This is a genomic window from Streptomyces durbertensis, assembly GCF_014156695.1.
GTDB classification, from domain to species: Bacteria; Actinomycetota; Actinomycetes; order Streptomycetales; family Streptomycetaceae; genus Streptomyces; species Streptomyces durbertensis.
Genome location: NZ_WMLF01000175.1, coordinates 1 through 10,504 on the forward strand (window position 1 = coordinate 1; position 10,504 = coordinate 10,504).

At 75.0% G+C, this 10,504-nt stretch carries 10 protein-coding genes and 1 other RNA gene; 6 read left to right on the plus strand and 5 right to left on the minus strand.

Translation table 11 applies throughout. The features are described 5' to 3' along the window. Positions 1-22: 22 nt before the first annotated feature. Positions 23-880 carry an enoyl-CoA hydratase ChsH3 gene (gene chsH3, locus GL263_RS13665; protein WP_182855958.1) on the plus strand — a complete coding sequence of 286 codons (858 nt, stop codon included), beginning with the start codon at positions 23-25 and terminating at the stop codon, positions 878-880. A gap of 127 nt (positions 881-1,007) precedes the next feature. On the opposite strand, the gene GL263_RS13670 is transcribed toward chsH3, so the two are convergent. Then, the gene (locus GL263_RS13670) at positions 1,008-2,435 is read right to left on the minus strand and encodes a hypothetical protein (protein ID WP_182855959.1); all 1,428 of its coding nucleotides are present in this window, start codon (positions 2,433-2,435) and stop codon (positions 1,008-1,010) included. A gap of 172 nt (positions 2,436-2,607) precedes the next feature. Here GL263_RS13670 and GL263_RS13675 point away from each other — a divergent pair, with 172 nt between their 5' ends. The 3 genes from GL263_RS13675 (at position 2,608) to GL263_RS13685 (ending at position 5,489) form a co-directional block, all read left to right on the plus strand. Beyond that, complete coding sequence (locus GL263_RS13675; RefSeq protein ID WP_182855960.1) at positions 2,608-3,471, plus strand: Nif3-like dinuclear metal center hexameric protein; 864 nt, start codon at positions 2,608-2,610, stop codon at positions 3,469-3,471. Beyond that, positions 3,468-4,211: a zinc ribbon domain-containing protein gene (locus GL263_RS13680; protein WP_182855967.1), complete on the plus strand. Its 744-nt coding sequence runs from the start codon at positions 3,468-3,470 to the stop codon at positions 4,209-4,211. The genes GL263_RS13675 and GL263_RS13680 overlap by 4 nt, the downstream gene beginning before the upstream one ends. Before the next feature lie 72 nt (positions 4,212-4,283). Then, positions 4,284-5,489 (plus strand): bifunctional RNase H/acid phosphatase, encoded by a 1,206-nt coding sequence (locus GL263_RS13685; protein WP_182855961.1) that lies wholly within the window; start codon positions 4,284-4,286, stop codon positions 5,487-5,489. Here GL263_RS13685 and eda read toward each other — a convergent pair. From eda to trxA, 3 genes are all read right to left on the minus strand, one after another. Next, a complete protein-coding gene (gene eda / locus GL263_RS13690) occupies positions 5,479-6,168 on the minus strand; it encodes a bifunctional 4-hydroxy-2-oxoglutarate aldolase/2-dehydro-3-deoxy-phosphogluconate aldolase (RefSeq protein WP_182855962.1) in 690 nt (229 codons plus the stop codon). The genes GL263_RS13685 and eda overlap by 11 nt on opposite strands. A 108-nt stretch (positions 6,169-6,276) precedes the next feature. Next, a complete protein-coding gene (gene yaaA / locus GL263_RS13695) occupies positions 6,277-7,074 on the minus strand; it encodes a peroxide stress protein YaaA (protein ID WP_182855963.1) in 798 nt (265 codons plus the stop codon). A 141-nt stretch (positions 7,075-7,215) separates the two neighbouring features. Beyond that, entirely contained in the window at positions 7,216-7,584 is a 369-nt protein-coding gene (trxA, locus tag GL263_RS13700) for a thioredoxin (protein ID WP_182855964.1), read from the minus strand. 167 nt (positions 7,585-7,751) lie between these two features. Here trxA and rnpB point away from each other — a divergent pair. Together rnpB and GL263_RS13710 are read left to right on the plus strand one after the other, a co-directional pair. Next, positions 7,752-8,166, plus strand: an RNA gene (gene rnpB, locus GL263_RS13705) — RNase P RNA component class A. Positions 8,167-8,290: 124 nt separating this feature from the next. Further along, positions 8,291-9,664: an FAD-dependent oxidoreductase gene (locus GL263_RS13710; RefSeq protein WP_182855965.1), complete on the plus strand. Its 1,374-nt coding sequence runs from the start codon at positions 8,291-8,293 to the stop codon at positions 9,662-9,664. Positions 9,665-9,686: 22 nt separating this feature from the next. Here GL263_RS13710 and GL263_RS13715 read toward each other — a convergent pair whose 3' ends face one another. Further along, positions 9,687-10,481 carry a S1 family peptidase gene (locus tag GL263_RS13715; RefSeq protein ID WP_182855966.1) on the minus strand — a complete coding sequence of 265 codons (795 nt, stop codon included), beginning with the start codon at positions 10,479-10,481 and terminating at the stop codon, positions 9,687-9,689. Between the last annotated feature and the right edge of the window lie 23 nt (positions 10,482-10,504).

The window sequence follows — 10,504 nt, forward strand, 5'->3', positions numbered from 1 at the left end:
GCCCAGGCCAAGGAGAGCACCGATGCCGATCAACGCCGAAGAGGCGCTCGCCGCGAAGCCCACCACCAGCCGCATCGACTGGACCCACAAGGACGTGCAGCTCTACCACCTCGGGCTCGGCGCCGGAGTCCCCGCCACCGACCCGGCCGAACTGCGCTACCTGCTGGAGGACCGGCTGACGGTGCTGCCCTCCTTCGCCACCGTCGCCGGCGGGCGAATGGGCCTGGTCAGCGGGCTCTCGGCGCCGGGTATCGAGGTCGACCTGACGGCCGTGCTGCACGGTGGGCAGCGGGTCCGCCTGCATCGGCCCATCCCCGCCCAGGGCTCGGCCGAGCAGACCTCCCACGTCGCCGCCCTCCACGACAAGGGCCGCTCGGCGGTGCTTGTCCTGCGCACCGAGGCCGCCGACGCCGACGGCCCCCTCTGGTCCTGCGACACCGAGCTGTTCCTGCGCGGCGAGGGCGGCTTCGGCGGCGAACGCGGCCCGTCCGCCCGGCTGGAGACACCCGACCGCGCACCCGACCGGGTGCTGGAGGCCCCCGTCCGGGAGGACCAGGCGCTGCTGTACCGCCTCAACGGCGACTGGAACCCGTTGCACGCCGACCCCGGGTTCGCCGCCCTCGCCGGCTTCGACCGGCCGATCCTGCACGGCCTGTGCACCTACGGCATGACGCTCAAGGCGGTCGTCGACGCCGAACTCGACGGGGACGTCGGCCGGGTCGCCGACTACCGGGCGCGGTTCGCCGGGGTCGTCTACCCCGGCGAGACCCTGCGCGTCCGGCTCTGGCGGGAGCCGGAGCGGCGGCTGCGGGTACGGGTCACGGTCGCCGAACGGGACGACGCGGTGGTCCTCTCGGACACGGAGATCGTCACGGCGTGACGGTGACGCCCGTCCGCCCGGCGCGGCGGCGCGGGCGACCACCGAGCCCGTGCCCTGCTGCTCCCGCCGTCCGCGACACGGGCGCCGGGTCGCGGACGGCGGACCTGCCCTCGGCCCGCCGGTGGTCTCAGGGCAGCGGCGCCTGCTGGAGCGGTACGGGCCGGGAAGGGGTCGCCGCCGCCACGCCGGGCGGCGAGCCTCCGGCGGCCGTGCCGCCGAACGAGTAGAGCGCCTCGTCGAACGCGTCGGCGTGCGACCCCTCGCCGCGTGGCGCCGGAGGCGGGCTCGCCGTGGCCAGCACCGGTCCGGAGGCGGTCTCTCGCCGGTCGGCACACGCGGGCGCGAGACCACCGCCGGCGCCCGCGCCCGGGTCGGGGACCGGCGGGCTGTCCGCACCCGGGCGGGTGCCTGCCGCCGCCGACTTCGCCCCGGGCGGCGCCCCGGTCGAGGGGCGCGTCGCCGGTCCCTGCGTCGCCGGACCCTGCGCCGTCGGAGTCTGTCGCGCCGCCGGACTCTGTTGCGGCGGCCCCGGGGGCGGCGCGTCCGTGGCGGGGTGGGTGCGGGCCAGGCCGCACGGCTCGTAGGGCAGCCGGAGCTCACCTGTGGCTTCGAGCAGCCCGGCGCCCGGCAGCCACCCCCGGGGCGCGGGCAGGTGCCGCAACCGGGTGCCCGGCCGCCACCACGCCACCCAGGTGCCGTTCGGCCCGTCCGCCCGCAGCGCGACCGCCGCGTCCTCCGGCACAAGCGCCTGACCGGGCTGCACGGCAAACGGCTCCAGCCTGACCTCGGGCACGTGCAGCGCCTCGGGGAAGCGCACCGGCCGGTGGCTGCCCAGCACACCCCAGCCCAGCCGGGTCTCGCCCGGCGCGTCCGAGCGCACGAGCAGCAGTCCGCTGTCCGCGTCGGCGAGCACCACCTCGTCCTGGCTCTCCTCGGTGATCTGGAGCAGCGGGCTGCTCGTGCCGCCCCTGGCGAGGTCGACGGCGACGGCCTGGGCCGGGGTGGTGCCGCAGCTGCGGTTCAGCGCCAGCAGACGCCCCTCGCGGTCCAGCCAGTGCCCCGAGACACAGGTGCCGGGGACGTCCGCCACCGGACGGGGTCCGTTCTCGGTTCCCGGGCCGGTGACCTGCCACACCCGTGTGGCGCGGCCGGTGGGTGCCATCAGCAGGGCCGAGCGGCCGTCCGGAGCCGGTGGCAGCAGCGTCACCGTGCCCGATTCGATCGCACCGAGGGGGAGTTCACCGGTGCCCGGATCCGTGGGGTAGAGCAGCGCCAGCCGGTTTGTCGTCGGCGTCGTGGAGGCGGCGCCCTCGGGGCGGGCGACCAGCACCCGGCCGTCGGCCAGCGCCAGCACCTGGCAGCCGGCCGGTTCCGGCCGCGCGGCGGGCAGCGCGACCACGTACGGCTCCGGGCCGCTGAGCGTCCACCGCTCGACATAGGGGCCGGTCGCACCCGCGACCAGCCGGGCGGCGTACGAGCCGTCGGCCGCAGGCGACCAGCCGCCGTGCCCCCTTGTGCCGCCGCCAGCCGTCGTTTCGATAGCACACGCTGTCATCGGGGGAACACCTCCGGTGACGACGCTAGGGTTCTTCGTGCCTCTCCGTGGTCGGCGTGCGAGGTCGGTTCATCCTTACGCGTGGTGCTGCGGCGGATCGGCTGTGCGACGGCGCCGGATGTGCTTCGGACGCGGACCGCCGACGCGCCCCGACGGCAGGTAGCCTTTCCCCGTGCCCGCACTCTCCGATGTCATCCAAGCCCTCGACGCACTCTGGCCCCCGGAGCGCGCCGAACAGTGGGACGCCGTCGGCCTCGTCTGCGGCGACCCGTCCGCCGAGGTGAACCGGGTGCTCGTCGCGGTCGACCCGGTGCAGGCGGTCGCGGCCGAGGCGGTCGCCTTCAACGCCGACCTCCTCCTCACCCACCACCCGCTCTACCTGCGCGGCACCACCACCGTCGCGGCGGACACCTTCAAGGGCCGCGTCGTCCACACGCTGATCAAGAACGACATCGCCCTGCACGTCGCGCACACCAACGCCGACCGCGCCGACCCCGGCGTCTCCGACGCCCTCGCCGGCGCGCTCGGCCTGCGCGTCCTCGGCCCGCTGGTGCCCGACCCCGACGACCCGGAGGGCCGGCGCGGCCTCGGACGCGTCTGCGAGCTTCCCGAGGCGCTGTCCCTCGCCGCCTTCGCCCAGCACACCGCCGCCTCCCTGCCGGCCACCGCGCAGGGCGTGCGGGCCGGCGGCGACCCCGACATGATGGTCCGCACGGTCGCCGTCTGCGGCGGCTCCGGCGACAGCCTGTTCGACACGGTGCGCGCGGCCGGCGTCGACGCCTACGTCACCGCCGACCTTCGCCACCACCCCGCGTCCGAGGCCCGCGAGCACTCCCTGCTCGGCCTCGTCGACGCCGCCCACTGGGCCACCGAGTGGCCCTGGTGCGAGCAGGCCGCCGCCCAGCTCGACGCCGTCTCCGAACGTCACGGCTGGGAGCTGCGCACCAAGGTCTCCCGCACCGTCACCGACCCCTGGACCGCGCACGCGTCCTCCGGTCTCCATCACGACTACGAGTACTCAGGAGCCCCCAACTGAAATCCGCGCCCGCCGACCAGACCCGCCTGCTCGACCTCCAGGAACTCGACGTCAGGCTGAGCCAGCTCGCCCACAAGCGCGACAACCTGCCGGAGCACGCGGAGATCACCGCCCTGGAAAGCGACCTGACGCAGCTCCGCGACCTGCTCGTCGCCGCCCAGACAGAGGAGGGCGACACCGCACGCGAGCAGACCAAGGCCGAAAAGGACGTCGACCAGGTGCGGCAGCGCGCGGCGCGCGACCAGCAGCGCCTGGACTCCGGCGCGGTCACCAGCCCCAAGGACCTGGAGCACCTGCAGAGCGAGATCGTGTCGCTCGCCCGCCGCCAGGGCGACCTCGAGGAGGTCGTGCTGGAGATCATGGAGCGCAACGAGGCCGCCAGGGAGCGCGTCGCCGACCTCACCGACCGGGTCGCCTCCGTGCAGACCAAGGTGGACGACGCCGCCGGCCGTCGCAGCGCCGCCACCGACGAGATCGACGCCGAGGTCGAACGCGTCCGCAAGGAGCGCGAGGTGGTCGCCGGTTCGGTGCCGGCGGAGCTGCTCGCCCTCTACGACAAGCTGCGCGCCCAGCAGGGCGGCGTCGGCGCGGCCAAGCTCTACCAGCGGCGCTGCGAGGGCTGCCGACTGGAGCTGAACATCACCGAGTTGAACGAGATCCGCGCCGCCGCCGCCGACGAGGTGCTGCGCTGCGAGAACTGCCGCCGCATCCTCGTCCGCACGGCCGACTCCGGCCTGTGAGCGACGGCCGCTGAGCGACGGCTCGCGGGCGGTGGGTCCGGTGGGCGAGAACCGAGGGGAACGGTAGGGAAGATGGCACGGCGGTTCATCGTCGAGGCGGACGGGGGCTCGCGCGGCAACCCGGGGCCGGCCGGCTACGGCGCGCTGGTCAGGGAGGCCGACACCGGCCAGGTGCTGGCCGAGACGGCCGAGTTCATCGGCCATGCCACCAACAACGTCGCCGAGTACAAGGGGTTGGTCGCCGGCCTGCGCGCGGCCCGCGAACTCGACCCCGAGGCGACGGTGCGGGTCCGGATGGACTCCAAGCTGGTCGTCGAGCAGATGTCCGGGCGCTGGAAGATCAAGCACCCGGACATGCGCCCGCTCGCCAAGGCCGCCGGCGAGATCTACCCGCCCGGCGCCGTCACCTACGAGTGGATCCCCCGCGCCCAGAACAAGCACGCCGACCAGCTCGCCAACGAGGCGATGGACGCGGGGCGGCGCGGCGAGCAGTGGCAGCCGGCCCACTCCACCGCCGAACTCTCCGCCCCGGCGGCGGCCCCGGAGACACCGTCCGGGGACGCGGCCCCGGACACCGACACCACCGGCGACACCACCGCCGTGACCACGCCGGAACCCGTCGCGCCCCCCGTCGGCTGGGGCGCGGCCGACCTCGGCACGCCCACCACCCTTGTCCTGCTGCGCCACGGGGAGACGGCGCTCACCCCGCAGAAGCGGTTCTCGGGCAGCGGCGGCGGCGACCCCGAGCTCTCCGAGGCGGGCCGCCGGCAGGCGCGGGCCGTCGCGGAGGCCCTGGCCGCGCGCGGCACCGTGCAGGCCGTCGTCACCTCGCCCCTGCGCCGCTGCCGGGAGACCGCCGAGGTCGCCGCCGCCCGGCTGGGCCTCGACGTCCGCGTCGAGGAGGACCTGCGGGAGACCGACTTCGGCGCCTGGGAGGGCCTGACCTTCGCCGAGGTGCGGGAGCGTCACCCCGAGGAGCTGGACGCCTGGCTGGCGGACACGGCCGTCGCCCCGCCGGGTGGCGAGTCCTTCGCCGAGGTCGCCCGCCGTACCGCGCGGGCCCGGGACAAGCTGCTCGCCCGCTACGCGGGCCGCACCGTCCTGGTCGTCACCCACGTCACGCCGGTGAAGACCCTGGTCCGCCTGGCGCTCGGCGCACCGCCGAAGGCGCTGTTCCGGATGGAACTGGCCGCCGCCTCGCTGTCCGTCGTCGCCCACTACGCGGACGGCAACGCCTCCCTGCGCCTCCTCAACGAGACGGCGCACCTCAGGGGCTGACGATGCCCCTCGCCGTGCTTGTCGCGGCGGTGGCCGTCTCGCCTGGCGGGGCCGTCTTACCGGACCGCTGGCCCGCGAGTGCCGCCGCCTCGGCGGCCAGCGCCGTGACGCGGCCCCAGTCGCGGGCGGCGACCGCCTCCCGGGGCGCCACCCAGGCACCGCCGACGCAGCCCACGTTGGGCAACGCGAGGTAGCGGCCCGCGTTGTCCCGCGTCACGCCCCCCGTCGGGCAGAACCGCGCCTGCGGCAGCGGCCCGGCCAGCGCGGCCAGCGCCGCCGGGCCCCCGGCGGCCTCCGCCGGGAAGAACTTCAGCTCACGCGCCCCGCGCTCCAGCGCCGCCAGGGCCTCCGACGCCGTCGCCACGCCCGGCAGAACCGGCAGGCCGCTCTCCAGGCACGCGTCCAGCAGCCGCCCCGTGGAACCCGGCGTGACCAGGAAGCCCGCCCCGGCGGCGACCGCCTCCCGCACCTGCCCGGCCGTCAGCACCGTCCCGGCGCCGACCGCGATCTCCGGCACGTCGGCGGCGATCGCGGCGATGGCCTCCGCCGCCGCCGGGGTCCGCAGCGTCACCTCCACGGCGGTCAGCCCGCCGGCGAGCAGGGCACGGGCCAGCGGCACCGCCGTGGCGGCGTCGTCCACCACCGCGACGGGCAGCACGGGCGCGAAGGAGTCGAGCATGCCGCCATCCTGGCAACCCCCGGCCACCCTGTGAAACAGGTGTTGCACGCCGCGCAACCGAGGCGCTGCGGCGGTTCAAAGCCTCAGCAGGCTCCGCGCCCCGGCGGCTCAGTGCACGTCGGTGACCACCACGTCCAGCTGCCAGGTGCGCCCGGCGCGCGCCGGCGGCGTCGGCTCCACCCGGTGACCGAGCGCGCCCAGCGCCTCCGCCAGCTCCTCGGGCGAGCCCGGCCGCGCTCCCGACTCCAGCAGCGACCGGACGATCCGCCCCTTGGTCGCCTTGTTGAAGTGGCTGACCACCGACCGCTTCTCCACCCCGTCGACGATCTTCGACTGCAGCACCCGGACCGTCGCCGTCCGCGCCGCCAGCTCACCCGCCGGCTTCCACATCGACCCGTACGCCGCCGACCGCAGATCAAGCACCAGACCCTCCGCGACCTGCGGAAGGGCCTCCGCCATCGGCTTCCGCCAGTACGCGCCCAGCCCGCCCAGCGCGGGCAGCTTCACCCCGCCCGAGAGCCGGTAGGAAGGAATCGGATCGGCCACACCGACGGCGCCCCACAGCCCGGAGAACACCAGCAGCTCCCGCCGGGCCCGCTCCGCCGCCGCCGCGGAGAGCGTCGCCAGCCCGAGCGCGTCGTACAGCACGCCCGTGTAGACCTCGCCCGCCGGGCGCGTCCCGGCCTGCCGCAGCGCGGCGTTCTTCGCCACCTCGCCCCGCAGGCCCTCGCTGAGCCCGAGCACGTCCCGGGCCTTCTCCTCGTCCGCCGAGCACAGCGCGACCAGCTCGTCCAGCACGGCCTCGCGGGCGGCCGTCAGCCCCGGCAGCGAGAGCGCCCCCAGGTCCAGCGCGGGCCCCGTCCCTCCGGCGGCCTTCCCCTCGGACGGCGGCAACAGCACAAGCACGGACTTGCTCCCCTTCTCACGACCCGGCAACAGCGCCATGAAGCGTACGGCCCCACACGCCGCCGCCGCGCCCCACGTCCACGCCCGACGGCACGTCCACCCCCGACGGCCACACCCGCGAGGGCGCGTTGAGGGCGGACGTCACGCGCTCGGCTTGCCGTCCTCGATCGACTTGCGGATCGCGTCCATGTCCAGCGCACGGGCCTGACCGATGACGTCCTCCAGCGCGGTCTCCGGGAGCGCGCCCGGCTGCGCGAAGACCGCCACCTTGTCCCGGACGATCATCAGCGTCGGGATCGACTGGATCTCGAACGCGGCGGCCAGCTCCTGCTCCGCCTCCGTGTCCACCTTCGCGAACACCAGGTCCGGGTGCCGCTCGGACGCCTGCTCGAAGACCGGCGCGAAGCGCAGGCACGGCCCGCACCAGGACGCCCAGAAGTCGATCAGCAGGAAGTTGTTCTCCGACACGATCTGATCGAAGTTGTCCTTGGTGAGTTCGATGGTGCTCATGGGCTCTGCCTCTCAGGTCCTCGGTTTCCCGCACAACGGTGACCGCACGGTTCGTATTCCGCCTACCCCTGCCCACCACGGCGGCGCCCGATGCGGACGTCCGGCGACTTCCCGCCGGACCGGTTGCCGGCCCGGCCCCCGGCCCGACGTAGGATGACCACGGCAGACGAGCCGCGCGGGCGGTCGCGTCGGACCGGCGGCGACGCCGGCCCGCCGAGGAACGTCCGGACTCCGCAGAGCAGGGTGGTAGGTAACACCTACCTGGGGTGACCCACGGGAAAGTGCCACAGAAAACAGACCGCCGGGAGCCGACAGGCCCCCGGTAAGGGTGAAACGGTGGTGTAAGAGACCACCAGCGCCCAGGGTGACCTGGGCGGCTGGGTAAACCCCACCCGGAGCAAGGTCAAGAGGGCCGCCGTCCGCGAGGACGACGGCCTGCGCGAACGTCCGAGGGCTGCTCGCCCGAGTTCGCGGGTAGACCGCACGAGGCCGGTGGCGACACCGGTCCCAGATGGATGACCGCCTCCCGGCGGGCCGCGAGGCCCCCGGAGACAGAATCCGGCGTACAGCGCGACTCGTCTGCCTTTCCCGCGCCGCGCTTTCCGCACCCCGTTTCCTGAGCGGCCCGTCGGCCGGGCCCTGCGTGCCGGGTGAAGATCATCGGCTAGTAGGATGGATCCGCAACACGACGCGAAGGGGAGCTTCTGTGGCGCGGGTTGCGGTGGTCGGTGGGGGTACAAGCGGGCTGGGGACGGCCCTTCTGCTCGGCAGACGGGGGCATACGGTCACCCTGTTCGAACAGGACGCCCGGGAGGCCGGGGAGGAACTGGACCGGGACTTCTTCGACTGGCACCGGCCCCGGGTACCGCAGGCCGACCAGCCCCACTCGCTCCTGGCTCCCGTGCGTACCGTGCTGCGCGCCGACGCCCCGGACGTGTACGAGGATCTGCTGGCGCGCGGCGCCCGCGAGTACCACGACTTCGACTGGTTCGGAGAGCATCCGCCGCGGCGCCCCGGCGACGAGGACCTGGTGACGCTGCGGACCCGGCGGATCGTGCTGGAGGCCGCGCTGAGCGCGGCCGTCCGCCGGGAGCCGGGGGTCGAGGTGCGGCGGGGCCGTCAGGTGTCGGGCCTCACCTTCGAGGAGGGGCGGCCCGCCCGGGTGACCGGCGTGCGGGTGGGCGACAGGACGTTCCCGGCGGACCTCGTCGTCGACGCGTCCGGCCGCCGCTCCCGGGTGCCCGACTGGCTGGTCGCGGCCGGCTGCCGACCGCCCGTCGTCGAGAGCCACCGCGCCGGGATCGCCTACCTGTGCCGCTGGTACCGCCTGCGCGCCGACGGTCCGCGGGAGCCGGGGCGGGTGAAGACCGGCTCCGCCGCGGCCTTCGCGCTCGCCGGTGTCTTCCCGTCCGACAACAACGTGTTCGCGGCGAACATCGTGCTCGCCACGGACGATCCGACCCGCGGCGCGCTCACCGACCCGGCGGTGTTCGAGGCCGCCGCCCGGCTCTTCCCCGCCTGCGACGCCTGGCTGGGCCTCGACCCCGAACCGCAGTCGGACGTGCTGGCGATGGCCGGCCTGGACAACCGCTGGACCGCCCTCGTCGACGACGAGGGACCCGTCGCCACCGGCCTGGTCGGCGTCGGCGACAGCCTCATCCACACCAACCCCACCTTCGGTCACGGGGTGGCCCTCGGCCTGCTCGCCGCCCAGCACGTCGCCACCCACGCGGACCGGCTCGTCGCGGACCCCGTCCACCACCACAACTGGTCGGTGACGGCGCTCCGTCCGTGGTTCGACGAGCAGGCGGCGGCCGACCGCGCCGCCGCGGAACGCCTCGCCGAGGGCGCGCCGCCCACCGACCGGCGGGCCGCCGCCCGGGCCGTGTGCGCCTTCGAGGACCCGGTGGTCATGCGGGCCCGGGCCCAGGTGCGGCACCTCGTGCGGACCGCCGACGACGCCTACGGCACCGAGGAGGTGGAGCGCCACGTCACCGCCTGGCTGGCCGCCCACCCGGAGTACGAGCCCGCGCACGACGGTCCGACCCGCGCGCAGTGGGAGGCGGTGCTACCGGCCTGAGCGACCCCTGACCCGACCGGCGTCAGTAGACGACGGTCAGGTTGTGGGCGGCGAGGATCGGTGCCAGCGGCTGGTGGAAGGTCGTGCCGCCGGTCCGGCAGTTGCCGCTCGCCGCGAGCAGGAAGCCGACGACCTGGCTGCCGGAGTAGGCGACGGTACCGGGCGGTGGGTCGCCCGGTTCGGCGCAGAGGCTCGTCCGGAACAGTCCGGTCAGCGTGCCCTGCGGCAGGTTCACGGTCTGGTTGACCGCGGTGATCGTGCCGCACCGGACGCCGGTGGTCGCCGTCCGGTGGCAGACGGTCACGCCGGGCGCGGGCGACCGGACGCCGGTGACGCGGACCGGGCCGCCCGCCGGGGCGCCGACCAGTTCGCTCGGGTAGCCGAACTCCGTGCTGGTGTAGCGGATCACCACGTACTGCCGGGACGGGTAGCCGGACGACTCACCCACCGCGACCGGTCGCAGCAGCCCGGCGTCGGCGTACCAGATGGTTCCGAGGCCGCCGCAGTGGCCGGCCATGACGGCGTAACGCTGGTCGCCGCGTGCGGCGTTGACCGACACCACACACGACCCGAACGTGCTGTGCAGCACGTTGCCGCCGCGTATCGCGGGCTTGCTCGCGTCGGCCGTCGCGGGTACCGCGCCCTTCGCGGCGGCCGACGTGGCGCCGCCCAGCCCCAGCGCGGCGAGTACCGCGCAGAGCACCGCGACCAGAGCGGCGTGAGCCGCGTGCCGACGCCGGCCCGCCCCGCGACGGGTTCCGCGTCCGTATCTGCGTTTGTCTCCGGTGGGCCCCTGAAGAGGGATGCCGGTGGTCATACCTGTCTCCTGTGGGGTGGGAG

Bases quoted from the DNA above. Each gene is read 5' to 3' on its own strand.
- chsH3 (WP_182855958.1), top strand. From the start codon at position 23: ATGCCGATCAACGCCGAAGAGGCGCTCGCCGCGAAGCCCACCACCAGC.
- GL263_RS13670 (WP_182855959.1), bottom strand. From the start codon at position 2,435: ATGACAGCGTGTGCTATCGAAACGACGGCTGGCGGCGGCACAAGGGGG.
- GL263_RS13685 (WP_182855961.1), top strand. From the start codon at position 4,284: ATGGCACGGCGGTTCATCGTCGAGGCGGACGGGGGCTCGCGCGGCAAC.
- eda (WP_182855962.1), bottom strand. From the start codon at position 6,168: ATGCTCGACTCCTTCGCGCCCGTGCTGCCCGTCGCGGTGGTGGACGAC.
- trxA (WP_182855964.1), bottom strand. From the start codon at position 7,584: ATGAGCACCATCGAACTCACCAAGGACAACTTCGATCAGATCGTGTCG.
- GL263_RS13715 (WP_182855966.1), bottom strand. From the start codon at position 10,481: ATGACCACCGGCATCCCTCTTCAGGGGCCCACCGGAGACAAACGCAGA.